Annotated in this window: 24 protein-coding genes; 20 read left to right on the forward strand and 4 right to left on the reverse strand. The window is 50.7% G+C overall.

Annotated features, from left to right (window positions below):
* Positions 1-32: 32 nt before the first annotated feature.
* Positions 33-491: an LEA/WHy family protein gene (locus QEH52_RS01480; protein ID WP_308948165.1), complete on the reverse strand. Its 459-nt coding sequence runs from the start codon at positions 489-491 to the stop codon at positions 33-35.
* A 123-nt stretch (positions 492-614) separates the two neighbouring features.
* Here QEH52_RS01480 and ygfZ point away from each other — a divergent pair, with 123 nt between their 5' ends.
* The 10 genes from ygfZ (at position 615) to QEH52_RS01530 (ending at position 7,681) form a co-directional block, all read left to right on the forward strand.
* Entirely contained in the window at positions 615-1,538 is a 924-nt protein-coding gene (gene ygfZ, locus QEH52_RS01485) for a CAF17-like 4Fe-4S cluster assembly/insertion protein YgfZ (RefSeq protein ID WP_308948166.1), read from the forward strand.
* The gene (locus tag QEH52_RS01490) at positions 1,531-1,731 is read left to right on the forward strand and encodes a hypothetical protein (RefSeq protein WP_308948168.1); all 201 of its coding nucleotides are present in this window, start codon (positions 1,531-1,533) and stop codon (positions 1,729-1,731) included. The genes ygfZ and QEH52_RS01490 overlap by 8 nt, the downstream gene beginning before the upstream one ends.
* A 155-nt stretch (positions 1,732-1,886) precedes the next feature.
* The gene (locus QEH52_RS01495) at positions 1,887-2,162 is read left to right on the forward strand and encodes an HU family DNA-binding protein (RefSeq protein WP_308948169.1); all 276 of its coding nucleotides are present in this window, start codon (positions 1,887-1,889) and stop codon (positions 2,160-2,162) included.
* 306 nt (positions 2,163-2,468) lie between these two features.
* On the forward strand, positions 2,469-3,893 hold the full coding sequence (gene leuC, locus QEH52_RS01500; RefSeq protein WP_308948170.1) for a 3-isopropylmalate dehydratase large subunit: 1,425 nt from the start codon (positions 2,469-2,471) through the stop codon (positions 3,891-3,893).
* 72 nt (positions 3,894-3,965) lie between these two features.
* Positions 3,966-4,568 carry a 3-isopropylmalate dehydratase small subunit gene (leuD, locus tag QEH52_RS01505; protein ID WP_308948171.1) on the forward strand — a complete coding sequence of 201 codons (603 nt, stop codon included), beginning with the start codon at positions 3,966-3,968 and terminating at the stop codon, positions 4,566-4,568.
* A 68-nt stretch (positions 4,569-4,636) separates the two neighbouring features.
* Positions 4,637-4,795, forward strand: a complete 159-nt coding sequence (locus QEH52_RS01510) for a YqaE/Pmp3 family membrane protein (protein ID WP_308948172.1) — start codon at positions 4,637-4,639, stop codon at positions 4,793-4,795.
* A gap of 152 nt (positions 4,796-4,947) precedes the next feature.
* Positions 4,948-5,511, forward strand: a complete 564-nt coding sequence (locus tag QEH52_RS01515) for a MotA/TolQ/ExbB proton channel family protein (RefSeq protein WP_308948173.1) — start codon at positions 4,948-4,950, stop codon at positions 5,509-5,511.
* 12 nt (positions 5,512-5,523) lie between these two features.
* Positions 5,524-5,931 (forward strand): ExbD/TolR family protein, encoded by a 408-nt coding sequence (locus QEH52_RS01520; RefSeq protein ID WP_308948175.1) that lies wholly within the window; start codon positions 5,524-5,526, stop codon positions 5,929-5,931.
* Positions 5,932-6,030: 99 nt separating this feature from the next.
* Positions 6,031-6,699, forward strand: coding sequence for a DUF4126 domain-containing protein (locus tag QEH52_RS01525; protein ID WP_308948176.1), 669 nt, complete (start codon positions 6,031-6,033; stop codon positions 6,697-6,699).
* Between the two features lie 103 nt (positions 6,700-6,802).
* A complete protein-coding gene (locus QEH52_RS01530) occupies positions 6,803-7,681 on the forward strand; it encodes a 1,4-dihydroxy-2-naphthoate polyprenyltransferase (RefSeq protein WP_308948177.1) in 879 nt (292 codons plus the stop codon).
* 13 nt (positions 7,682-7,694) lie between these two features.
* Here the strand turns inward: QEH52_RS01530 and QEH52_RS01535 are convergent, their stop codons facing one another.
* Together QEH52_RS01535 and QEH52_RS01540 are read right to left on the reverse strand one after the other, a co-directional pair.
* The gene (locus QEH52_RS01535; RefSeq protein ID WP_308948178.1) at positions 7,695-8,168 is read right to left on the reverse strand and encodes a GNAT family N-acetyltransferase; all 474 of its coding nucleotides are present in this window, start codon (positions 8,166-8,168) and stop codon (positions 7,695-7,697) included.
* 130 nt (positions 8,169-8,298) lie between these two features.
* Positions 8,299-10,803 carry a GAF domain-containing hybrid sensor histidine kinase/response regulator gene (locus QEH52_RS01540; protein WP_308948179.1) on the reverse strand — a complete coding sequence of 835 codons (2,505 nt, stop codon included), beginning with the start codon at positions 10,801-10,803 and terminating at the stop codon, positions 8,299-8,301.
* Between the two features lie 362 nt (positions 10,804-11,165).
* Between QEH52_RS01540 and QEH52_RS01545 the strand changes: the two genes are divergently transcribed.
* The 10 genes from QEH52_RS01545 (at position 11,166) to QEH52_RS01590 (ending at position 24,582) form a co-directional block, all read left to right on the forward strand.
* A complete protein-coding gene (locus QEH52_RS01545) occupies positions 11,166-12,134 on the forward strand; it encodes an IS701 family transposase (RefSeq protein ID WP_308948180.1) in 969 nt (322 codons plus the stop codon).
* Between the two features lie 12 nt (positions 12,135-12,146).
* A complete protein-coding gene (locus tag QEH52_RS01550; protein ID WP_308948181.1) occupies positions 12,147-12,425 on the forward strand; it encodes a hypothetical protein in 279 nt (92 codons plus the stop codon).
* A gap of 214 nt (positions 12,426-12,639) precedes the next feature.
* The gene (locus QEH52_RS01555) at positions 12,640-15,402 is read left to right on the forward strand and encodes a type I restriction endonuclease subunit R (RefSeq protein ID WP_308948182.1); all 2,763 of its coding nucleotides are present in this window, start codon (positions 12,640-12,642) and stop codon (positions 15,400-15,402) included.
* Positions 15,402-17,051, forward strand: coding sequence for a restriction endonuclease subunit S (locus QEH52_RS01560; RefSeq protein WP_308948302.1), 1,650 nt, complete (start codon positions 15,402-15,404; stop codon positions 17,049-17,051). Before QEH52_RS01555 ends, QEH52_RS01560 begins: the two co-directional genes overlap by 1 nt.
* Complete coding sequence (locus tag QEH52_RS01565) at positions 17,048-18,343, forward strand: DUF6602 domain-containing protein (protein WP_308948183.1); 1,296 nt, start codon at positions 17,048-17,050, stop codon at positions 18,341-18,343. The genes QEH52_RS01560 and QEH52_RS01565 overlap by 4 nt, the downstream gene beginning before the upstream one ends.
* A 311-nt stretch (positions 18,344-18,654) precedes the next feature.
* Positions 18,655-19,566 (forward strand): Abi family protein, encoded by a 912-nt coding sequence (locus QEH52_RS01570; protein WP_308948184.1) that lies wholly within the window; start codon positions 18,655-18,657, stop codon positions 19,564-19,566.
* 10 nt (positions 19,567-19,576) lie between these two features.
* Positions 19,577-20,584 (forward strand): rhomboid family intramembrane serine protease, encoded by a 1,008-nt coding sequence (locus tag QEH52_RS01575; protein WP_308948185.1) that lies wholly within the window; start codon positions 19,577-19,579, stop codon positions 20,582-20,584.
* 250 nt (positions 20,585-20,834) lie between these two features.
* Positions 20,835-22,316, forward strand: coding sequence for a class I SAM-dependent DNA methyltransferase (locus QEH52_RS01580; RefSeq protein ID WP_308948186.1), 1,482 nt, complete (start codon positions 20,835-20,837; stop codon positions 22,314-22,316).
* An 8-nt stretch (positions 22,317-22,324) separates the two neighbouring features.
* Positions 22,325-23,566 (forward strand): DUF6161 domain-containing protein, encoded by a 1,242-nt coding sequence (locus QEH52_RS01585; RefSeq protein WP_308948187.1) that lies wholly within the window; start codon positions 22,325-22,327, stop codon positions 23,564-23,566.
* 2 nt (positions 23,567-23,568) lie between these two features.
* The gene (locus tag QEH52_RS01590) at positions 23,569-24,582 is read left to right on the forward strand and encodes a restriction endonuclease (protein WP_308948188.1); all 1,014 of its coding nucleotides are present in this window, start codon (positions 23,569-23,571) and stop codon (positions 24,580-24,582) included.
* Positions 24,583-24,740: 158 nt separating this feature from the next.
* On the opposite strand, the gene QEH52_RS01595 is transcribed toward QEH52_RS01590, so the two are convergent.
* On the reverse strand, positions 24,741-25,019 hold the full coding sequence (locus QEH52_RS01595; RefSeq protein ID WP_308948189.1) for a helix-turn-helix domain-containing protein: 279 nt from the start codon (positions 25,017-25,019) through the stop codon (positions 24,741-24,743).
* Between the last annotated feature and the right edge of the window lie 661 nt (positions 25,020-25,680).

The raw sequence follows: 25,680 nt of genomic DNA on the forward strand, positions 1-25,680 counted from the left end.
TCTACATGCGCAGTCGCTGCTTGGTTGTATGCTCAGTATAGAGGTAAAACGCCGCTTTCGGCTACAGTGGTGGCAGGCATCCATTTCGAGGTGGTACCGAGCTTGGCACGCAGCTGGTAGGGCAGCTCCGTGCTGGTGCTTTCCATTAAGCGGGCGGCGAGTCGCACGCTGTTCACTAAGTTGGCTGCAGAGCTGACGGAGACCACTGTATCACTATAGCCTTCAATGCTTGGAATTTGATTCGAAGTGCCATTCACCACATGTATGCCGTCGATGCTGAGCTCGTAATACAAGCCCTTGAGCTCAATCGGTTCTGGGTTGGGGTTGACGATGCGAAGTTGGATTGTGAACTGCAGGACGGCTGTATCGGTAGCGCTTTTACTGATGCCAACTACGTCCACCTTGGCTTGCTCGTAATTGGAGGGCATGCTTGCGCATCCACCCAAGCTGAGTGTGAGTATCATGGCGAAGAGCAATGGCAAAAATTTCATAGGCATAAAGAAACCCTTTGCTGTCAGAACGGCGAGCTTTTTACCTCATTCTAAGGGTGGGGCAGGTGCGTGCTCGAAAGAATATTCTGTCCTATTACTCGCGCATATTCTAACACTCAACTTATGCTTATGGACGCTGACAATTACTTCTATCAATATCGACCCGCTGCCTACTTCCTTGTCACGGATGAAGATGCGGCGGATTTTTTGCAAAGTCAGTTCAGCAATGAACTGCGTCCTTTTGAGCCTGGACGTTGCTGCTACGGGCTCTGGCTGGATGTGAAGGGCAAGGTGATTGCTGACAGTGTCGTGCTTTGCGAGGGCGAGGAGCGCTTTCGGGTCTTGAGTGAATGTTGCCCCGGCGAGGTGATTACAGCGCATATGCAGCGACACATCATTGCCGATGAGGTCGTGATCGAGCCCGCAGGGCCCGCATGGGCCTTGCAGCTTTTCGCGGGCGCTGTGACTGCGCTTGGATGGACGCCGCCGCAGCTGGGGCAGTTTGAGACGATTCCCGGCGGTAGGCTCTACTGCGCACGTGATCAGCATTATACTATAGTCCTGGAGTCCGAGTCCGCCGCGGAGGCCTGTCGAGCTCGATTACTAGCGGCTGGCTTTGCGGCCTATTCCGAGGCAGAGCAGGGGCTTGCGCGTCTCGCGGCGGGTATTCCGTTGGTTCCCGATGAAATTGGCCCTGCCGACCTGCCGGGAGAGGGAGGCTTGCAGCAGGATGCCATCTCGTTTACAAAGGGCTGCTACCTTGGGCAAGAGGTGGTGGCTCGTATGCATAATTTAGGTAAGCCACAGCGTGGCCTGTTTATCGTCACGGGGCAGGGCAGCCTGCCTTCGGTGCCCTGTGCTTTATATAATGAAGGTGCTAAGCAAGTCGGAGAGTTGCGCACCGCTTATCCTGAAGCTGCAGGAGATGCTTGGCGCGGTGTGGCGATTTTAAAAACACGCTATGCCAGTGAGGGCGAACGCCTGCACTCTGATGCGGAAGAGGTGATGGTCGCTGAGCTACTGCGGAAAGGGCCTAAGCATGACTGATCCAGCAAATGACTATGTGGGCGAGCTGACGCAGATCTTTATCAACTTAGGAGCTGCTGAAGATTCGGCTGAGGTGATGGCGAGACAACTCTTAAAGCGTGCAGGGCAGATCGCCGAAGAGCGCGGAATTTCAAAAGTCGAAGCGACGGAAACCCTATTAAAACAGGTGTTTGAAGCGCGTCAGCAAGCTTGAAATCGCTCAGGTAAAGGCTTCAGAGCGTGCATGCCGCTGAAAACCGCAAATAATAGGGCCTCAGAGCGGATTTTAGGTTGACGGTCACAAGTGCGCGTTCCCATATTTGCGGTGGTCATACGACCAAACAACCTCAACAATATTATTAATATTCTATGAACAAAGCAGAACTCGTAGCAGAAGTGCAAAAATCACTCGGTGCAGACACCTCCAAAGCTGGCGCAGAACGCGCTATTGAAGCCGTCCTTGAAGGCATTAAGAAGGGTGTTAAAAAGGACAAAAACGTTCAGCTGATCGGTTTCGGTACTTTCTCTGTGACAAAGCGTGCAGCTCGTGACGGTGTGAACCCACAAACTGGCGAGAAGATCAAAATCAAGGCTTCTAAAGCAGTTAAATTCAAGGCTGGCGCTGGCCTTAAAGCGGTCCTCTAAGAAATCGGTCCGCTCCGGACCTAGTTCTTTAGTCGGCGCTTTTTAGAGTCCCCTATATTAAATAGCCCTTATTAATTGTTGCCCGATTTGGCGGTTTACCCCTTCGCCTGGTCGAGCTTTTCAAAACCCGCAGTTTCCACTTTGGAGGCTGCGGGTTTTTTTATGCCGAAAACGAGCGTGCTTGAGGCCCAAAGGAGAGCTTGCGAGCGACCTGCATGAAAAATCCTGCCTTTGCGGTTGCCAGCGAGCTGAAAGCTATCCTTATTGAGACCCTTTTGAGAATCACCATTTATTAGGAACAAGATTATGGGCAAAAGCTTATTTGAAAAAGTATGGGACGCGCACGCGGTTCGCCAATTGGCAAACGGTCAGACGCAGTTATTAATCGGTACGCACCTTATTCACGAGGTCACCAGTCCGCAAGCCTTTGGCATGCTCCGCGACCGTGGTTTAAAAGTGCAGTACCCGCACCGCACTTTTGCGACTGTGGACCACATCGTGCCCACTAATGAGGCCGTGGAACCCTATAGCGATCCGCTCGCTCAGGGCATGATCGAAGAGTTGCGTAAGAATTGCGCCGAAAACGACGTTACTTTCTTTGATACCAACACTGGCAAGCAGGGCGTCGTTCACATCGTGGGCCCAGAGCAGGGTATCACGCAGCCCGGCACCACCATTGCTTGTGGTGACTCGCACACAGCGACTCACGGTGCTTTTGGTGCCATTGCTTTCGGTATCGGCACCAGTCAGGTGCGTGACGTCTTGGCCACCCAAACGATTGCTTTGAACGAGCTCAAAGTGCGCCGTATCAACGTGAACGGCACATTGCCCCCCGGTGTGTATGCCAAGGATGTGATCTTGCACATCATTCGCTTGCTCGGCACTCAGGGCGGCACCGGTTATGCCTATGAGTATGCCGGCACTACATTCGATAACTTCACTATGGAAGAACGGATGACAGTTTGCAACATGTCGATCGAGGGCGGTGCTCGCGTAGGTTATGTGAACCCCGACGAAACCACTTTCGAATACCTGAAGGGCCGCCCATATGCACCTAAGGGCGCGGCTTGGGATGCGGCTGTTGAGCAATGGAAGTCCTTTGCTTCGGATGCCGACTGCACATTCGACGATGTTGTAGATATCGATGCGGCGCAAATTCAACCGACTGTCACTTGGGGAATCACTCCAGGTCAAGGTGTGGGCATCGAAGAAAACATCCCCGCGGTGGAAGATGCGCCGACTCAATCGGAGCGTGACTCGGTGGCCGAAGCGCTCGAATACATGAAGTTTGAAGGTGCGAGCCCCATCAAGGGCAAGAAAATCGATGTCGCCTTCCTTGGTTCTTGCACCAATGGCCGTTTGTCCGACTTCCAGGAGGTCGCCAAATACCTTAAAGGGCACAAAGTTGCTGCAGGGGTACAAGCGATTGTAGTTCCTGGCTCACAGGTCGTGGCCAAGATCGCTGAAGAACTCGGCTTGGATAAGATCTTTATCGAGGCCGGTTTTGAATGGCGTGCGGCAGGTTGCTCCATGTGCTTGGCGATGAATCCCGATAAATTGATCGGCGATCAACTTTGCGCGAGTTCCTCCAATCGTAACTTCAAGGGCCGTCAAGGTAGCCCGACTGGGCGCACCATGTTGATGAGTCCGCTGATGGTGGCCGCTGCGGCCGTCACGGGAGAGGTTTCCGATGCACGCGAAGTCTTCGGATTCGCTTCCGCAAATGCTTAATTCCTAGTGCATGTTTTCTGCATATTTTCTGCATATCTTTTGCATCTTTTTTAATTCTTAATTTATTTAGTCATGCCATCCACACCTATTAAACAAGTTACCGGTAAGGGCGTATTCGTTCCCGGCGACGACATCGATACCGATCGCATCATCCCTGCACGTTTCATGAAGTGCATCACTTTCGATGGCCTCGGTGAGTATCTTTTCCACGACGTTCGTAAGACAGAGTCGGGCGAAGATAAAAAACACAACCTCAATGATCCACGCTTCGCCGAAGCCTCGATCATCGTCAGCGGCAACAACTTCGGTTGCGGCAGCTCGCGTGAACACGCGCCTCAGTCCATCCTGCGTGCTGGCTACAACGCTGTGATTGCTGGCAGCTTTGCGGAGATCTTCTTTGGCAATTCCACAAACCTCGGTGTGGTCTGTGTCATCGCCAGCGATGCGGACCGTGCTACCATCGCACAAGCAATCGATACCAACCCGGAACTGGAAATTACCATCGACGTCGAAGATCACAAGATCTGGTTCGGTGACCAGTCGGTCCCTTGCGAGATCAAGCCCGGTGCGCGTGACAGCCTGCTCAGTGGTAATTATGATCCGCTCGATGAGTTGCTTGAAGGCTCTGCTGATGTCGCGAAGACTGCGGGCGCTTTGCCATACATGCATGCGTGACATCCGTGATGTATTCTGTTAGCTTGCCGAGCTTGCTAAAGGAATATTCACATTCACACATCATAATTATGGATAACAAAATCGTTCTCATTCTCCTTGCCATTTTTCTCCCTCCAGTTGCGGTTGCGCTGAAGTCGGGTGCTGGCAAGTCATTGCTGATTAATATCATCCTTTGCTTCTTTTTTTATATCCCAGCCGTGATTCACGCGCTCTTGGTTGTGCTCTAAGCAAGGGAACTTCGGGCAATATTTACTGACAAAAGGCGCAGCTTCGGTTGCGCCTTTTTTTATCTGATTAGGTTGAAGTCCCGCCTTTGGGCGGTTCATCTTCTTTTTTCAGTCCGCCAGAAGGTGGGACTCCAACCTTTGCCTCTGATTTCATGGACATCTTTACTCACGCAGGAATATTTATCTACCCACTCGGCCTCTGCTCCATTCTTGCGGTCTTTATCGCTTTTGAGCGTTTGCTCGCGCTGCGCCCTTCGCGAGTCATGCCGCGTGCCTTAGTGGACGCCTTTGTCTCGGGGCAGTTTGATGGTGTAGAGGCAGATCAAAATTCCGTAGCAGGACGCATTCTGCACTTTCACCGCTCACGTCCCTCTGATCCGGATTCACTTAAAGCTTACGCTAGGCTCGAAGTCAGCCGTATGGAGCGCGGTGTGTTTCTCCTGGAAGTCGTGATTGGGGCTGCGCCCTTGATCGGGCTATTGGGCACGGTGACTGGACTGACACAAGTCTTCAGCGGTTTTTCTGCCGAGACTGGTTTGCCCGACCCAGCCACCTTTATTCGCGGCATCGCACTCGCGCTCAATACCACTATTTTAGGGCTCGCGATCGCCATTCCAGCACTCGCGGCGCATGCATACGTATTGCGACGGGTTGAATTTATGGCCGCACGCATCGGGCTCGGTGTGCAAGCCTTGCTACAAGCTAAACAGGACTAGGCCGCGCCGAAAATGGATACCAGCTCTGATTTGATCCATCGCCGCCGGCGGCAGCCTGTGATTAACATCGTGCCCTTGGTCGATGTGTTGACGGTCTTGTTGTTTTTCTTCTTGGTCACCATGCAGTTCAAACAAGTGAGCGCGCTCAATATTACCGTGCCCAAGATTGAGACGGCGGGAGAGAACGAGATTCAAGAACAAATCGTGATCGCGCTCAGTCCCGAAGGAGCCTTTTACTTAAATGACCGCTCCGTCGAAAAGCCGGAGCTCGAAGCTGCGATGCAACTCGCTGGTGAACTCACGCCCGATATGCCCATCCTATTGGTGGCCGACGAAGAAGTGCCCCTCAGATTCGTGACCGAAGTCATGGATATTTGCCGTAGCCATCGTTTAAACAAGATCCGTCTACAGTCGCGCTAATTAGATCCAAATGCTCTGGCATATTCAATTGAGTGTTTCAATTTCTCTGCAAATCTGAGCTTTCCGACAGCGACATAAGTCCTTAATCTATTTGATATTATGAATGAGATCATTGCTATTTTTGCTGGAGTGGGGCTGGCGGCAGCCTGCGGATTTCGAGTCTTTGTCCCGCTCTTTGTGGCTAGTTTAGCCGCCAATCAAGGAGTGGATGCGATCGGGGGCGTGAATTTTCAAGACATGATCGGTGCTAATTTTGAGTGGCTGGGGAATGACTGGGTAACGATCGCCCTCGGGGTGGCCACACTCTTGGAAGTGGGGAGTTATTACATCCCTTGGTTGGACAATGCCCTGGACGCGATCGCAAGTCCTGCTGCCGTGGTGGCTGGCACTTTTATTACCGGCGCAATGCTTCCTGAGTTTATGGGGGACGAAGCCTTTAAATGGATCGTCGCGGCCATCATGGGCGGTGGCACCGCAGGCATCGTTCAAGGCGCTTCGGTCATTACGCGCGGTGCATCGACGGCGACTACGGGGGGCATCGGTAATCCCGCGGTATCCACCGCTGAGCTCGGAGGCTCCATTCTCACGGCAGGCTTGGCTGTAATGATTCCGATCCTCGCTGCGATCTTGGTGCTCTTTTTACTCTTTTACTTTATTCGCACCATCTTTCGTTTTTTTGTCCGTCGTCGTGAGTCAAAGCGCGCGCTACATGCCGGCCCCGCTGTCGCCGTGCCAGTGAGTCGTCCACCATCGCCTCCTGGCCTGTAGTCGATCTCGATACCGCGCGAGTCCTGCCTGAGTTTTCCCAGAGTCCCTTCAGAGTCCTCGGGGGCCTCCCGATCCTTCATTCTTCTTTAGTTAGAATCTCTTTATGGCCACGATCTCAATTTGGCTTGAAGCAACACGCCCGAAAACGCTGCCTGCTGCGGTGGCTCCCGTGCTCTTAGGCACTGCAATGGCGCATAGCCTCGGGCAATTGAATGCTGTGCCCGCACTGATCTGTCTCGGCTTCGCTTTGCTGGTGCAGATCGGGACAAATTTCGCCAACGATTATCTCGACGGGGTGAAAGGCACTGATACGGATGCACGCTTGGGCCCTCGCCGAGCTGTGGCTTCAGGGCTCGTGCGCCCTGCGACTATGAAGTGGGCGAGTATTGGCATACTTGCCTTGGCATTTTGTCTCGGTTTGAGCCTGATTTATTATGGCGGTTGGTGGCTGCTGGCGGTTGGTGTCGCCAGTATCGTTTGTGCTTGGATCTATACTGGGGGCCCGTTTCCTCTCGCCTATAACGGTCTGGGAGACGTATTTGTAGTGCTGTTCTTCGGTTTGATCGCGGTTGTCTGCACATTTTATGTCCAGACCGGCAGTTTTAATCGCGATGTCGTTTTGCTAGCTTTGGCCTGCGGTCTGGTGGTCAATAATTTGCTGGTTGTAAATAACTACCGTGATCTGGAAGAAGACCGGCAAGCACACAAGCGAACGCTGGTCGTGCTCTTGGGGCGCCCTTGTGCGCTGGGGCAATATGCGCTTTCTTTACTCTGGGCCGGGGCCGTTTTATTGTGGCTGGTGTGGCAAGGTTATGGAGCCTTTGTATTGCTTGGCTGGATACCTGTGGGGGTGGGACTCTACCAAACGCGCAAGTTGCGGCAGGCCGTGCATCCTAGTGACTATCTAGCATGCTTACAACGTGCAGCCAAGGTGGTGGTCGCTTACGGAGTGTTGGTTTCTGTCGGCTTATTTCTCGGCTAAATGTAGAGCAGCTCTAGCTGCGATATCGCTTGAGGTAGACCTGTGCGTAATCACAGGAGGCGCTTACTTGCAGTCTCGCCTGATCTGCGTACTGAATCGCTGCCTGCATTAACTGAGCCGCGATGCCTTTGCCGCGTAGATGCTTGGGTACAAAGGTGTGCGTGATTTTTATTTCTTCTGTAGCCAGTCGCACGTAGTCCAAACGAGCACCCGAAGCGGTGTAGAAACGATGCTCAGCCGTGATATGCTGTATGGCGTCTGCCTCTTCAAATAAATGTGCCGCGCACGCCGGGCTGTTATAGGCGCGCGGCTTTGTTTCCTCTTTTGTCAGGTCGACTGCGCCGAATTCCTGGCAGCAGGCCCCACGCGTGCTCAAGCAATCATCGCAGATCGCGATGCCTGCCATGGTCTGTTCCACGGGAGCACCGCAATCGATGCAAGTTAGGGGAGTCGTGCTGTTGGGCTCTGAGGACGTCGAAGAAGTCATGCAGCAGACTATGAATCGAAGGTTGAGCTGTCAATCTATGTGCAGTTCCTGTAAAATGCATGAGGCTCACCGGGCGGGGGGCTAGCTTCAATTTGGAGCCTTAGTGGGGGCCTAAGAGTTGATTCGAACTTCAAGATTTATTGTATTCGCCCTGGGCAGTTTTCACGATAGCACGTGTCAATTCAGGCACTTTGATTGGCTTCGATAGGAAGTCGTTCATGCCACTTGCGAAACACTGTTTACGTTGCTCATCGATTACGTGGGCAGTGAGTGCTATTATTGTAGGTGGGGGGAGGTGCTTAGATTTACGTATTTCGCGGGTCGCAGTGATGCCATCCATGACTGGCATTTCGATGTCCATTAAAATTAGTTCGTATTCCTTGTCACCGACTGCCTCGGTCGCCAGTTGGCCATTGCTCACAATGTCTGGAGCATAGCCCATCCGTTGAAGGATTCGCTTCATTATTTTCTGGTTGGTTTGATTGTCTTCCACAATCAAGATATTTAAGGGGTAGTCCTTCGCGAGTGCTTTATTGATGTGTGGCACTTTTGTGCGTATTCCCTGTGGGCTGGAGGAATTGCCTGTTGCAGCTTGCTGATTCGGCTGCCCGCTGCCCTGTGGGGTGGCATCGAGTGGGGTTATGGCTAGGGGGATTTCGAGTTTAAAAGATGCTCCTGGCTGGGGCCGACTTTGGTAGGATAAGTCGCCTTTCATTAAACGGGCCAATTGACGGCTAATGGCTAGGCCTAATCCAGTGCCTCCATGAGTGCGAGTGATTGAAGAGTCGGCTTGGACAAAGGCTTTAAAGAGGTTTTTCTGGGCATCGGGCGAGATGCCGATTCCCTCGTCTGTGACTTGGATGCAGAGCGAAATCGCGCCAGCCTCTAAGGCTTTAGATTCGACAGTGAGATGAACTCTACCTCCTGTGTGTGAAAAGCGAATCGCATTGCTCAATAAGTTAAGAATGATTTGTCGGATGCGGGCGATGTCGCCCTTCAGGTATCGAGGGCTGCCCTCTTGAGTGATCGCTTCGATTGTGACCTTCTTGGACAGAGCCTCAGTTCTCATTATTTCTACGGGCTGAGAAATACAGTCGTCGATTTCAAATATCTCTTCGTGTAACTCCAGTCGGCCCGCTTCAATTTTGGAAAAATCGAGGATGTCGTTAATCAAATCTAAGAGCGCATCGCCGCTCACGCGGATAGTTGAGACGCAGTCTGCTTGTTGTTTGTCAAGCTGAGTATCTATGAGTAATGAGCTCATGCCGATGATCGCATTGAGCGGCGTGCGGATTTCGTGGCTCATGGCGGCTAGAAAGGCGCTTTTAGCTCGGTCGGCCTTTTGCGCTTCTTCGGCCATTTTTTCAGCTAATCGCGTTTGTTGTGCCAGTTCTTGGTTGGAAGCTTGAAGTGCGCGGTCTGTCTTGCTGCGTATATTGATGTTTACGATCATCTCCGCGAAGACTTTGAGTAGCTGGCGTTCGTCTTGAGTGTATTGATGCGATTGCTTCACCGCATCGAAGCCGACAAATCCGATACATTCGTTATCGTCGATAAGTGGAACCGTGATTAGGCTTTTAATATTTTGAGCTTCAAGTATCACTCGCGTGAGTTCGTCTTTGGGGAGGTGGTGGACATTATCAATCTCAACCACCTGTCCCTGCTGGTGCGCTTCGAGCCAGTTGGGCAAATCGGATAGGTCGACGCACTGGAGTTGATCGATTTCAGAGCTAATCCCCGGCGCACACCACTCGTGTGTGTTCTGTGCAGTCATTGTGTCGAGATTGTAGCGGAAAATATAAGCCCGATCGACGCCGGTGAAACGACCGATTTCTCCCAGCGAGTCCTCGACAGTCGCATCAATTGATTTCAGCGGGCGGTTAATGTATTCTAGGGACGTTCTCACCAGTAGTTGCAGGAACTGATCTTTATACTGAAAAGCGTCGTTCTTTTGCCGGAGCATCGCACGATGTCGCCTGCTGCTGCGCAAAGAAAAGCCCATGAGCGCCAAAGATATAAATAGTAGGCTCGGTAGTGCCGCGACCCCCAATAGATACAGATACCAACCCTTGGACGAGATGTCGATGCCCAGCACGGCCAGTACTTCGCCCGTTTCGGGGTCAAGTATGGGAGTGATTGGGCTGATCCATGTGCCCCAGCGATCTTTTAAGGGACCTTCCAAAAAGGAGCTTTTATTGTCGAAGACCGCTTTCAGTTTAGTTGAGGCCTCTGGATAAGGCTCGCCTAGGGGAGATGGAGGAGTGTTTTCTACAGGCCGTTGCGCATCGACTAAAAAGTAAATATCACCTTCTGCATTGCGCTGCATGATATAGATGTAATGAAAACGGTCCGATGTTAAGATCTGTCTCGATAGTGTCTCTTGGATCTGCAGGGCCGCTTTTTGCTGTTGTTTCGCTGTGCCTGAGACTAAGTCCCTTACTTTAGTCAGATCGAGTCCTTGGCTGACTAATTCAGCTGATATCATTAAGGCATTGCGCATTCTTTGATCCGCCTTAATGAGGACCAGCACGATGGATAAGCTGGCCAGTAGGACGAATAGGGAGGAATTCAGTAGCAGGGGGGCTCGGCTCGTGTTCGAGGGGATTTTCGAGTCTTTGTAGTTTGGCAGTGCCATTTCATCCATCTCATCGAATTATGCCCTTGAGGTCAAGATTGACCGTGATGCCAGTTGCTTGCAGTCGCTATAAACGGTACGTTTTTAGAAGTTCATTGGGCAATTTTGCGTATTATATACGCCATAAGAGACTCGTAGCTGTATGGAGAACGTGTTTATGAATAGTATGCAGTGATCACACTGTTGCATCCGTGGCGAAGGTAGTTCTACATTGTTAAACTTTACGCTTGTACTTTCGCGATATTTGCGCAGGGTTATGTTTCTCACTTAAAGCTTAACTCACAGTTCGTGACTCCACTGAATCGGATAGCGAAATAAAAAAATATGACGCTACAGGCCTTCGCTCTATAGCGCGCGACTTCATGGAGTTTTGCGACGACTATTCGAGCTACTTTATCTCTCAGGGGCGCAACCGCACTTTACATGCGCGCCAGTATCTAAGCGGCCTACTAGGAGATATTCGGCGTAAAAACATTGAGCGCATCGGTGAGAAAATCGATCAAGTCGATTATCAGTTAGTGCACAACTTCGTTAGCGAATCGAACTGGAACCACCGAGCCTTGGTCGATCAAATGGCTCGCGATGCAAATACATTACTGGGCGGCAACTCAGAGAGTATGCTGCTGCTCGATGAGATTTCCTTCCTGAAAAAGGGCACTCGTAGTGTAGGCGTGGCGAGGCAGTATTGTGGATGCTCGGGTAAAATTGAGAACGGTCAGGTTAGCGTCCTGGGAGTTCTGGGCTGCCAGCGCGATGCGACAATCATCGACTACCGGCTATATCTTCCGGAAGCTTGGACGCAGGACTGTGAGCGCATGGATCGCGCTCATGTCCCTGCAGATGAGCGCACGTTTAAAACGAAACCGGAACTCGCTTGGGAGATTATCGAGAATGCGATCAATCAAGGACTTGAGTTCAACTGGGTCGGCATGGACAGTCTCTATGGCAGCAACAGCAAATTGCTAGCAAAGCTTGAAGAGCAAGGGCTACGTTACGTTGCCGATGTTCGCAGTAACCAGAAGTTCTATGTTCGCGATGTCAGTGGAGCGCTGGTGTATCAATGCGTGGATCGGCTTTGGATCGAGCGAGGTGGCGAGCAAGCTGAACATGTTCACTTCCGCAATGCAACCAAAGGCCCCCTTCACGCACAGGTTCTGCGCATAGCGCTTTACGATCATGACGGATGCCAGAATCAGCGCTGTTTGGTCATCAGCTGCGATGGAACCGGAGCGATCAAATATAGCCTGACCAATGATCAGGCCAGTGCCGTGCAACTATGCTATCGCCAACATCAGCGCTACTGGATCGAGCGAGCCATACAAGAAGCTTAGAGTGAAGTCGGAATGGCGCAGTATCAGGTGCGCGGCTGGCAAGGCTGGCATCAACACATGGCCATGGTCACTATGGCCATGCTCTTCGTTACACAGCAAAAGCTCATTAATCGAGAATGCGCTCCATTGTTGAGCACACACGACGTGGTCGAACTGCTCAGCTTTTACCTGCCTTCCAAACAACGCTCAGAAAAGGAGATCTTCCAACAACTCCTACAAAGACACACAGCAAGACTCAAATCCATTGAACACCACTATCGAAAACAGGGACGAACCGCATACATCTCGTAGTTTAACAATGTAGAATTAACGAGAGGCGGTTTAGATGTTAGCCATTCAAAGTCGCGCATTTGTAATGATCTTCCGCTGCAGTCGGATCTATTCTATTTCTATGCATCAGACCGTCTGAACTGTGACTTTTTTTACAACTTCTTTTAATTATTGCGTGACCTCGTGTTGTTAATGACCTTATTTTTCCAGCCTCGACTTCGTTACTTATGGAACAATGAAAAACCAAAACCCTGAACAGATTGCCCGCGACAAGATCGACGCTCAGCTACGAGCTTCGGGGTGGGCTGTTCAGGATAAAAACGCTTTCAACCCAAATGAGGGGGGCGGGCAGGCGGTTCGTGAATATACCACCGATGTGGGCCCTGCTGATTACGTGCTCTTTGTGGATAAGCAGCCTGTTGGAGTGGTTGAGGCTAAGAAGGAAGATTTGGGCTATAACATTACGACTGCAGAAGACCAGACTGCTGGCTATGCGGGGGCTAAATTGAAATGGGTTAAAAATTCCCAACCGATTCCCTTTCTCTACGAAGCCACGGGGGCCATCACCCGCTTTACCGATCAACGCGATCCGAAGCCACGCTCACGCGAGGTCTTTTCCTTTCACCGCCCGGAAACCTTGCGTGAATGGTTAGAGCAGGGGCGCTCCTTGCGAGACCGTCTGCAGGACTTATCCACGCTCGATCCGACTGGTCTGCGTGATTGCCAGATCAACGCGATTACCAATTTGGAAACGTCCTTCAAGGCTGCCAAGCCGCGTGCATTGATTCAGATGGCCACCGGCTCGGGCAAGACCTTTACCGCGATCACCGCCATCTATCGTTTGCTCAAATTCGCGCGGGCTAAGCGGGTGCTCTTCTTGGTCGATACTCGCAACCTCGGTGAGCAGGCCGAGCAGGAGTTCATGGCCTACACGCCGAACGACGATAACCGCAAGTTCACCGAACTCTACACGGTGCAGCGTCTGCGCTCTTCCGTGGTGCCGTCCGATGGGCAGGTCTGTATCAGCACCATTCAGCGCATGTATTCCATCTTGCAGGGCAAGGAACTCGACGAGTCCGACGAACAGGCCAACCCCGCCGAGGTGCGCCCTCGCCGCAAAGAGCCGTTTCCCGTGGTTTATAATCCGAAGGTGGCGCTGGAGCACTTCGACTTTATCGTGATCGATGAGTGCCACCGCTCCATTTACAACCTCTGGCGACAGGTGATCGAATACTACGACGCCTTTTTGATCGGCCTAACCGCCACGCCTGACAGCCGCACTTACGCCTTCTTTAAGCAAAACGTCGTTTCCGAATACACCCACGAGCAGGCGGTTGCGGACAATGTAAATGTCGGCAACGAAGTCTACCTGATCGAGACCGAGGTCACCCAAGGCGGCGGCACCGTACTCAAAGGCCTGGTCGAAAAGCGCGAAAAGCTCTCCCGCAAGAAACGCTGGGAGCAGGAGGACGAGGACAAAGCCTACACCGCCAAGAAGCTGGATAAGGACATCGTCAACCCCACTCAGATTCGCACCGTCATCCGCACTTTCCGTGACAAGCTACTCACCGAAATCTTCCCCGACCGCGAGGAAGTGCCCAAGACCCTCATCTTTGCCAAGACCGACTCACACGCCGACGACATCATCCAAATCGTGCGCGAAGAGTTCGACGAGGGGAATGCCTTCTGCAAAAAGCTTACTTACAAGATCGAGGAAGATCCCAAATCCGTGCTGGCCGATTTTCGCAACGGCTACCACCCGCGCATCGCCGTGACCGTCGATATGATCGCCACCGGCACCGACGTGAAACCGCTGGAATGCCTGCTCTTCATGCGCGACGTGAAAAGTAAGAACTACTTCGAGCAAATGAAAGGCCGCGGCACCCGCACCTTCGATCTCGACGACTTGCGCAAGGTCACGCCCTCCGCCAAAACCGCTAAGACGCACTACGTGATTGTCGATGCCATCGGTGTGACTAAGTCCGTCAAGACCGCCAGCCCGCAGCTGATTACCAAGCCTTCGGTTCCATTTAAAGATCTCGCGATGGAGGTTGTCATGGGCTCCAGCGATACCGACACCGTGTCCTCGCTGGCCGGACGCCTTGCCCGTATCGAGCGTCAGCTCACTGGGGAGCAGAAAGCGCGCATCGCGGAAAAGACCGACGGCATCTCGCTGCAGACGATGATCAAAGACCTCTTTACCGCCATCGACGCCGACACCATTGAGGCCAAAGCCTGCGAGCTGGCCAAAGTGCCGACCGGCAGCAACCCCGGTGACACCGCTCGCGAAAATGCACAAGCACAACTCGTCGCCGCAGCCGCAGCGCCGCTCACCGGTGCCGCCGTCACCTTGATCGTGGAGAGCTGTGTCGCCAATCTACAGATCATCGACAACGACACGCTCGATGTGCTGCAACGCGCGGAGTGGGACAAAGACGCCACCGGCAACGCCGAGGCACTCACGCAGGATTTCAAGAGCTTTCTCGAAATCAACAAAGACCAACTCGCCGCGCTCACCATTTTCTATGATCAGCCACAACGGCGGCAGGAAGTGACCCTGCAAATGATTCAAGATGTGTTAGCCAAGCTCAAGGCCGACGCGCCCAAGCTCGCGCCGCTGCGTGTCTGGCAAGCCTACGAGCAACTCAAAGGCAACAAGCTCACCGCACCACAGAACGAGCTCACCGCGCTAGTCGCCCTGATTCGGCACGTCTGCGAGATCGATGCCGAGCTACAACTCTTTAGCGACACCGTGCGCCGCAACTTCCAAGACTGGATCATGAAACGACATTCTGGCAAACAAGCCAAATTCACCGACGCGCAGACCAACTGGCTGCAAAACATCCGCGACTGCATCATCCAAAGTTTCCGCTTCGAGCGCGAGGACCTAGAACTCGATCCCTTCGATGCCCAAGGCGGCCTCGGTAAAATGTATCAGCTTTTTGGTGACGACATGGACGTGCTGATTGATGAACTGAACGAGGAGCTGACCGCGTGATGGAAGAACACTTACCTACTAGTTGGACTTCTCTTCTGATTGAGGAGGCTCTGTTGCCTTATGAAAATGGACGTAAAATTCGCCAAGGGTGGAGTCCTCAATGTGAACGTTTCCCTTCTGAATCAAATGATGATTGGGGAGTGCTGAAAACTAGTGCGATTCAGGATGGGAAGTTTGTCGAGGAAGAGAACAAGCACCTTCCTTCCAACTTAGAGCCTCGGGAGCATCTTGAAGTGAAGCCTGGTGACATCTTAATGACATGTGCTGGGCCGAGAGCTAGGTGTGGAGTGACATGTCTAGTGACCTCGACTCGACCAAGGTTACTAATTTCAGGGAAGATGTATCAGTTGCGTTGTGATAATTCTGTGATTGTTAGTGAGTTTTTGGAATCCTTTCTGCGTGAATGGAATACTAAGAAGCTGATCGACAAAATGAAAACCGGTATCAGCGATAGTGGTTTGAATCTAACTCATGGAAGATTTAGCACTCTTGAAATTCCACTCCCACCCCTAAACGAACAACGCCGCATTGTGGCGAAGATCGAAGAGTTGTTTTCGGAGATAGATGCCGGGGTTGAGAGTTTGAAGACGGCGCGGGCGCGGTTGGGCGTCTATCGTCAGTCCCTGCTCAAGCAGGCCTTTGAGGGCAAGCTCACCGAAAAATGGCGCGCCCAGAACCCCGACAAACTCGAACCCGCCGAGCAACTGCTCGCCCGCATCCGCAGCGAACGCGAAGCCCGCTATCAACAACAACTCACCGACTGGCAAACCGCCGTCGAAGAATGGGAAGCTGGAGGTAAGGAAGGTAAGAAGCCGACGAAGCCACGTAAGCTTAAGGAAGTTGAAAATATTACAGATGAGGAATTGGGGGTGTTGCCTGAGTTGCCAGGCGAATGGGCATGGACTCATCCAGACTTATTAGCTGCTTATGAGCCTTATGCTTTGGGGATCGGGCCATTTGGAAGTAACTTGAAAGTTACGGACTATACTACTGAGGGCGTTCCTCTCGTTTTTATTAAAAATATCACTCGAAACAATTTTGGCCTAGAGCCTCGTTTTGTTTCGCAGGAGAAAGCTGCTGAACTCAAAGCGCATTCTGCAAAGCCGCTTGATTTATTGATTACCAAAATGGGTGATCCTCCGGGTGATTGTGCCATCTATCCAGAGCACAGGCCTGAAGCAATTATTACTGCTGACTGCCTGAAGTTCAGAGTTCTTCAGGGGTATTGTGATCGCTCATTCTATTGCTCATTTATCAATTCAGTTCTTTGTCGAAAGCAGCTTGGTTTAATAACCCGTGGTGTTGCTCAAAAAAAGATTAGTGTTGAGCGTTTCAAGTCTACGGCAGTTCCTCTCTGCTCCCTTCCCGAACAAAAAGAAATCGTCCGCATTCTCGAAGAGCAGTTTACGGCCATCGAGCAAAATGAGGCGGAGATTGACGCGGCCTTGCAACGCGCCGAGGCGCTACGTCAATCCATTCTAAAGAAGGCCTTTTCGGGTCAGCTCGTCCCGCAAGACCCCAACGACGAACCCGCCAGCGTCCTACTCGAACGCATCCGCGCCGAACGCGAGGCAGCGGAGGCAGAACTCAAGGCAAAGAAGACGGTGGCGAAAAAAGCGACCAAGAAACAGGCCAGAAAGAAAGCATGAGTAATACGTCACCAATTACCACTCTTGGAGGGATTTTAGAAGGATTTCTCACTCATGAGAAAAAAATGATTGCTGAGTTTGAACAAAAACATGGCAAGATCCCTCATGGCCCTACCATCGGTGATACCTATGAAGGGCTTACAACGGAGTTATTATCTAAGGCGATCCCAGAGGAGTTTAATCTGCGCATCACGAATGGCTTTATAATTGGAAAAGACGGAAGCAAGTCAGGTCAAATTGACTGTATGCTCGTTAGAGGAGCTGGTTCACCGATTCCTAAGACTGACAGTGAGATCATGCCGATCGAGAACGTATTGGCTGTTTTGGAGGTGAAGAAGACTCTTTATGGTGGCGATTTTGCAGATGTCCTTGATCATTTTGATCAGTTGATGGTTTTGGAACCAAATCATTCGAAGCCTATTCCTGCGGGAGATATATTTCGGACTTTTTCCCAGATTACTGGTCTTAGAATAGAAAAGCATGAAGAAATCCGAGAGCACGACTTTCATCATCGACTGGTTTATCATTCTTTAGTTAGTGAGTTAATTAGGCCAGTTCGAATTGCTATAGGTTATGACGGATTTAAAAAAGAGTCAGGGTTTAGAAAGTCTTTCATCGGATTAATTGAAGGACATACGGGTAGAAAATGGATACCTCCAACGAGCTGGCCAGATCTCATTATTTCAGGCGAGTTCTCCATGGTTAAGATGAACGGAAGGCCATATGTGGCACCGTCGCGAGACGATTACTGGAACCTTTTTGCGACATCACGAGTCAAGCCAATTCATCTCCTGTTAGAGCTACTTTATACTAGAATCTCTAAGGATCTTGGACTTGTAGAATTTTGGGGGGAAGACCTTGAGTTGGAAGTTTTTAATCATTTTTTGCAGGCTAAAGCAATTGACCGAGATGGAAAGCAAGGTTGGGACTGGTTATACCTTGAACTAGATGAGAAGAAGTTGGGGGAGGGGACCGTAACTAAACCATGGGCACCTTATTTTCCAGATAAGGGAGAAGTAGTTTTGTTCAGTTTGTTGGCGAATCTCGAAGGCGGAGTGGAGATCAATATGATTAAAGAAGGTCTTGCTGAGAGGGCAGAGGCTCTTATTGAAAAGGTTAAGAAGACGGGGTTAGTCGCAAGTCGAGGGGATAAGTTGTTCTTAACTACTGAACAACTCAGAATGGGCTTCCTCTGCGACGGAAGATGCTTTGTCGGCGAAGACAACACTGGACGGCTTTCTAGATGGGCAATCAAGGAAACGGGACGTCTTAAAAAGGAATCGAATCTCTAGAATTACACTTCTTTGTATGACCACTGACACTATGATTTCTCAGCAATGGAGTTACTGTGCGAGCCTACACGACAATGGCGTGGGCTACGGAGCGGAAGTCGCTGGAACTTGTATTGCAGTAGCTTTCGGCCTGCTTGTCATAGCTTTGTTGACGCGCCGAAAACCGTTTTTCGGTCGAAAGTGCTTGATCTTAACCGATTCATTGTCAATACATGACGACAGTAGACCCGCCGGGCTTCTCCCTTTCTTCGGAAAGGTGCAGCTTACTTCGGTGGGTGTTTTTTTGTCCGGACATCAGGAGGTGCCGACACATGGAGTTTGAAAAGCCAGCCCTGAGCTTTGAAGATCAAGCGGACTTGCTGTTAGCGCGAGGGTTTTGCGCGGATCGTGCTGAATTGGTTCAGCGGCTACAGGCGACCAATTATTTCCGGTTTTGCGCCTATGCTTGGGTCTTTCAAGACGGTGATCGGTATCAAGCGGGCACGACGCTGGAGCAGGTCTGGCGTCTTTATACTTTTGATCATCGTTTGCGGACTCTGTTCATCGATGCGATTGAGAGTATCGAAGTGCAGGTGCGGACACAGTTGGCTTACCAGTTTGCGCATCAACACGGTGGTTTTGCTTATTTAGAAGAATCCAATTTTCCGAATTTCAGCAGTGAAGCAGATGATTTCAAAAAGTGGAAAAGTAAAGTTCTCGGGCAAGTGAAGCGCAGTGTTGATCCCAAAGGGGCTGAAATGTTTGTGGTCAATTATTTCCGAGATTATGGCGATCAGCATGATCGATTGCCTGTTTGGATGATGATTGAATTGATGGATTTCGGGGCGACCTTGTCGTTCTTTCGCGGCGTCAGTGTTGATATTCGCAAGGAGTTGGCTAAGACCATCGGTCAGCCAGAGGAAGTCATGCTCTCTTGGTTGATGGGGCTACACGTGGTGCGTAATCGCTGCGCGCATCATGCGCGACTGTGGAACTGGCAATCAGGCACCAGCGTAAAGCGTCCGAATAAGCGAAAGTTTAAGGAATGGTGGCAACCGACCATGTCAAAAGATCGTATGGGCATGCTGCTGACGATTTGTCGCTATTGGCTGAACCACATTAGTCCAATGAACACGTGGACGGCGCGTGTATTTGAACTCTTTGATCAATACCCAGAAATCGACATCAGCAAGATGGGATTGAACGAGAACTGGAGGGAGCATCCCTTGTGGGCCTTAAAGTAACCAGTTGTAGATGAATACTGAAAATAAAACTGAACAATCAGCGGACCTGCGCTGGCCAGACTTTACCGTGAGCCTGCGGGTTGGATTTTTTGTTATCCTTGCGCTCTCCGCGATCATGGCGCTGTTGCAGCTTTATCTGCCCGCAGGCAATGGAAACTCCTGGTTGGTGATTCAGTCCAATGGACTCGGGGCGTTTCCTGAAGCCATCACAGCTATCGTCTCCACGCATTTCTTTCACGCCAGTTGGGAACATTTGTGGATTAACTTAGGCGGCCTATGGATTGCTGGTTTAATTGCTTTCAGCTTGGCGGGGTATCAACGGGCGCTAATGGCAATGGTGTATGGGGGGCTGCTGGCTGGTATTGTTTTTGTCTGTGTCGGTGCGGAGGGCACCACCTACTTGGGGGCGAGTCCTCTGGTTTATGGGTTTGTCGGGCTTATCATTCCTTCTGCACTGCGCAAGGGGATGTTGCCCACGTTACTATTGGTTATCGGGCTCAGTGTAATTGGTAAATTGTTGTTCGATTCCATCCGAGATACTGCCGTAAGCGCGGAATATGGGGTGGTTTGGCTTGGTTACTTTTGCGGTTTAATGGGTGGCTTCATGGCGGACTTAAATAACCCAACTGAAGCGGTTCGTGTCTTACACAAGAAAGGGTTTATTGATGGTCGGGCGACCGAAGCGCTGCTACGGGAAACTTGTCCAGAACTTTACATTGAGGTGCCGGATTATGAAGAGGAGTTGATGAGCGCTGCTGAAGAGATTGTTCGAGAAAAAAAGCTCAAGAAACAAGCGGTGGAAGAAGCAATTCGAGCTAAACAGGAAGCCAAGGAAAAGGCCGCACGCGCGAAAAGGATGGCCAACGAAGACGAAATGCGCGCAAAGAAATCTACTAAGGATGAAGCAATACGAAAGAAACAGGAAATCAAAGATGCCAAATTACGAGCTCGGCAGCTAACGAAGGATGCGAAACGACAGGCCAAGTTTGATAAAAAGCAACGGGGGGAAATGCAATGAGCCCAGTTTATCTTGCTTACATAGATGAGTCTGGAGGTTACCCCACTCGGGCACACCATCAAGGGGACATCCGTTTACTTAAACCGCTGATTCAAAATGCAGATACTCCGTTTCAGGAAGTGTTCGACTGGATGGATCAGCAAATAAAAAAGCGGCCTGGAACATAAAGTTCGGAGTCAACAAATGGTCGGCTCAAGCAGGTCGCTGACTATACTCAGTTACACTTTAAACTATTTATCAAACAAATCTTATGACCACTGACACCATCATTTCCAAAGTATGGAGCTTCTGCACGACCCTACGCGACGACGGCGTCGGCTACGGCGATTATCTGGAACAGCTCACTTATCTGATCTTCCTCAAAATGGCCGACGAATACAGTCAGCCTCCGTATAAGCGCGATGTGGGTGTGCCCAAGGCATATGCGTGGCCGCAACTTAAAGCACTCAAGGGGGCAGAGCTGGAGGTGCATTATGTGACCACCCTGAGTGAATTGGCGAAGGGCAAAGCGATGCTCGGCCAGATCTTCACTAAGGCGCAAAACAAGATTCAAGATCCTGCGAAACTGGCGCGCTTGATCGCGATGGTGGATGAAGTGAATTGGGTCTCGCTGGATGCGGACACCAAGGGCGACATTTACGAAGGTATCTTGGAAAAGAATGCGGAAGATACCAAGTCGGGCGCAGGGCAGTATTTCACGCCGCGTGCCTTAATTCAGGCGATGGTGGCTTGCGTGCAACCAGAGCCCGGCAAGACAATTGCGGACCCTGCCTGTGGCACGGGGGGCTTTTTCTTAGCAGCGCATGACTATCTGACAGACACGTATCAGATGAATCGTGACCAAAAGGCGTTCCTTAAGCACGAGACCTTCCATGGCAATGAGATCGTGGCGGGCACGCGTCGTCTGTGCCTGATGAATCTGTTCCTGCACAATATCGGCGAGATCGACGGCGACAGCCTCGTTTCCCCGAATGATGCACTGGTGGCTGATGGTGGTCTGCGTGTGGATTACGTGTTGGCCAATCCGCCCTTCGGCAAGAAGAGCAGTATGACCTTCACCAACGAAGACGGCGAACAGGAGCGCGACGACCTGACTTACAATCGTCAAGACTTTTGGACGACTACCTCCAATAAGCAGCTCAACTTCCTGCAGCATATTCACACTATGCTAAAAACCACAGGACAGGCGGCAGTAGTGTTGCCCGATAATGTGTTGTTTGAAGGCGGGGCGGGCGAGACGGTGCGTAAGAAGCTGATGGAGACGACAGAGCTGCATACGATTTTGCGTCTGCCGACGGGCATCTTTTACGCCAATGGCGTCAAGGCGAACGTGCTGTTCTTCGATAACCGAGCCGCGCAAAAGACCGCTGCGACCAAAGAAGTCTGGTATTACGACTATCGCACCAACATTCACCACACGCTCAAGCGCAAGCCGCTACGCCTCGACGACCTCAAAGAGTTTATCGAGTGCTACAACCCAAAGAACCGCCACAAGCGCAAAGCCACATGGGACGCAGAGAAGAACCCCGATGGCCGCTGGCGCAGTTACACTTACGAAGAGCTCATTGCTCGCGACAAGACCAGCCTCGATCTCTTTTGGCTGAAAGACAAAAGCCTCGCGGATCTGGACAACCTGCCCGAGCCGGAAGTCTTAGCCGATGAGATCATCGACAACATCGAAGCGGGGCTTGAAAGCTTTCGCAATGTGGCGGCATCGCTCACCTCTAAATAAGGAATCATATGGACGGCATCTCAGAGGAAAAGATTAAGTGGTTTAAGGAACAGAATTTCGAGGTTCAGCTTTATCCAGAGAAGACGGTGAAGAAGTTTAGAGATCCTGAAGACTTAATGGATTTTTTGAACTCAGAGCTTAGTTATTGGGAGTCGTTTGATCTGATTCGTAACAGTTTTCGCTCCCCTTTGAGTAGTCTTAAAGAAGCCTTTGCGTGCGCTGATACTTCTACGTCTAATTGGAGAAGTCAGTTTCAAAATGCGGTGAATACTTTAACCAAGGCGGAGCAGAGTAATTTAAATACAAATAGCTGGATGCTGTTTTCGGCAACTAGGTTAGGTAAAAAAGTGCATGCAGTTGTTGATGAATACGGATCGGTCGGAGGGGAGTTCTTCTTATATTATTATTTTAATCGAGGTGGGAGAATTGAGAGAAAGGAACACTTCGTTGGTGCAGTTGAAGGATATCTTTTTAGTGAGCAGGGAAAACATCTTAAAAAAAATGTTTCCAAGAATGCTGAAGCTTTCGATGAGCTTTATTCACGGTTAGATTCTTATTTTGATGGTTGTATTCAAGATGCTACTGACCGGCATTCTGAATTTGAAGCTATTAAAACCGAGATCGTGGCATGGAAATCTAAGGAAGAGAGTGCAGTCAAAACTCAGCGTGAAGAGTTTCAAATTGCACACGAAGGCCGTGGGCAGCAGCACAACGAAGAGTTCGTGCAATCCATGAAAGACTGGAAGCAAAAACTATCTGACCTTGAAGATCTGTATGAAAGCAAGTTGCAGCTTGAGGAGCCCGTGAAATACTGGGACCAGTTGCGGGAGAGCCATTCACGATGGGGAATTGGATTTTCTGTCTGCACGGCTCTGGTTGGCATCCTATTAATCTGTATTTTTTACAACATCTTGTATACTTGGCCACCCCAGTGGCTCGAAGGGAATAAATGGGACCTGAACACCGTAAAGGGCACGATCTTACTATTAACAATGACTTCAGTTGGACTCTACTTGATTAGTTTGGGCGCAAAGTTTTCTGTGAGTTCATTCCACTTAGCAAGAGATGCGCAGGAACGGCGGCAACTGACTTATATTTATTTATCACTGATTCAGAAAGGTGCTATTAAACCAGAAGAGCAAAAGATAGTGCTACAAGCATTGTTCAGTCGCGCTGATACTGGTCTCCTTAAAGGTGATCATGGGCCAACCATGCCGGGTGCTGAATTGTTAGGGAAAATTAAGGGATAATCATGGCGCAAGAAAACAAAACCCTCTGGGGCATTCACGGCGGTAAAACAGGAGATGCCGATTCAATATTTTTAAAGAGCAAGTGCATTGCTCTGGGCTGGGACAAAATGCCCGATCTTTCTACGCTCGGAGGCGACCGTGAGGTGTTTAAGGCCAAAATCCAAGAGGCGTATCCTGACAAAAAACCTGGTGCGATTCCGAATAATGCGGGGCAGCTGTACCGTTTCATACACGAGGTTAAAATCGGCGATTTAGTTATCTACCCTAGCAAGATGGATCGACAGATCCATATCGGCGAAGTCGAAGGGGAGTATTACTATTCCAATAAGTCTGGAGGCAGTTACCCGCATCGACTCAAAGTAAAATGGCTGAAAGCGTTCCCTCGGACTAGATTTGCCCAAGGCGCGCTCTACGAGATCGGGTCAGCTTTGAGCTTCTTTCAAGTGAAGAACTATGCCGACGAGTTTCTTGGCGCATTGAGTGGGGAACAACTAACTAAGCGTGTCGAAGAAGATGAAACGGTCAGCCTAGTCGCCGAGGACATCGAAACCACTGCCGAGGACTTCATTCTAAAGACGCTCGCTCAGGAGCTGAAAGGGCACCCCTTTGAAGAGTTTGTTGCGCACCTGCTCGGCACTATGGGATATTGGACCCGCGGTGTGCCTAAAGGCGCTGATGGCGGTGTCGATATTGTGGCCACGAAAGATGAGCTAGGCGTTGAGCCTCCAATCATCAAAGTGCAAGTAAAGAGCACCGAAGGCTCTGTCGGGAATCCCGAAGTGACGGCGCTTTATGGCAATGTAGATCAAAACGAATTTGGGCTATTATTCACGCTAGGCAGCTTTACCAGCCAAGCGAAGGTCTTTGCTCGGAATAAGACCAATCTCCGCCTTATCGACGGCCCTGAGCTTGTTAAGATGGTGCTGAATCACTACGAAGACTTTAATTCCAAATACAAAGGCTTGATTCCTCTCAAGCGTGTGTACGTCCCCGAACCTCAGCCTGAGAACGACTAGGAATTTTTATGCTGTATTCGCAGTTGCCTCGTTGCGTATTCAAGTAAGCTAAGTGCTTTGCGATATTGATCTTCGCCATGTTCAATATGGCGGGGGGAGCTGGTCCGTTACTTTGGGCTCTAGGCCGTGTGATCGTTTTTGGAACTGTTGAGTCGCTTTTAGGCGTTGATGACCTCGTCAATTGACTTGGAACTTATCCGAAGAGAGCGATATGAGTCTGGACGTAGGTAGCGCCCTTGGAGCTCTCCTGCGTGATACATGCGACTCACGGTCGCTGGACAGACGCCTAGTCGCACTGCGGCCTCTTTTCGCGTCAACATGCGTGTTTCTTTGTATTCCTCGCTAGGTCTTGCCTTCGCGGCGATCTCTAGCGCTTTCATTGCTGCCACGTGTTCTGATTGTGGCAGTGTACCCACTTTAACTAATGGCTCAGTCATTGCCCTGAATAATTCTACCGTAGTCTTAGCTATTTGCGTCATTAGTTCTGGATGACATGTAACCTCGTTTTTTTACTCAAAAATTTTTCAAATTTTTTTGGAGATGCACTGAATCGGCTAGGGGGGGGGGCTTAGGCTCCTTCCCTGAGAATTTAAAGAGAGGAGATTGATTCTATAGGTAACTGGCTTTCCTAGTAAAGTAAAGGGGGGGCTCTCTAGGGTGTGGGGGGTGTGCTGGGAGCGGCGGCTACCTGCGCAGGATACATGGTGCGACTTGATCGGGACTCTCTTTCCGTATTCCCAAAGGTGAGAGGATGCGATGCGCTGCGTGGAGATCTTTTTTATCTGTGCCTAGCCGGGATGAAGCATCGCAGTGTTGTCGATCTGCTGCTGCTGCTGCTGATCACTGCAGAAGTTGAAGTGCCGAGTGTATCGAAGAGGTGTTGAGCAAGTGTTGAGCAAATGGATCTTAAAGAGATAAATTGAAGACCTTGGAACATTTTTGACCGTTTTGCTCTTTTGAGGGCTAATCCTAGTGCTGGAGCGGGTTGGATGGCACAAAAAAGCCATCAAACGATTAAATTTGATGGCTAAAATGGTCGGGCCGACAGGATTTGAACCTGCGACCCCTTCACCCCCAGCGAAGCCGAAAAGTTTGTAT

The organism is Thalassobacterium maritimum (genome assembly GCF_031127805.1).
Taxonomy (GTDB): domain Bacteria; phylum Verrucomicrobiota; class Verrucomicrobiia; order Opitutales; family Coraliomargaritaceae; genus Thalassobacterium; species Thalassobacterium maritimum.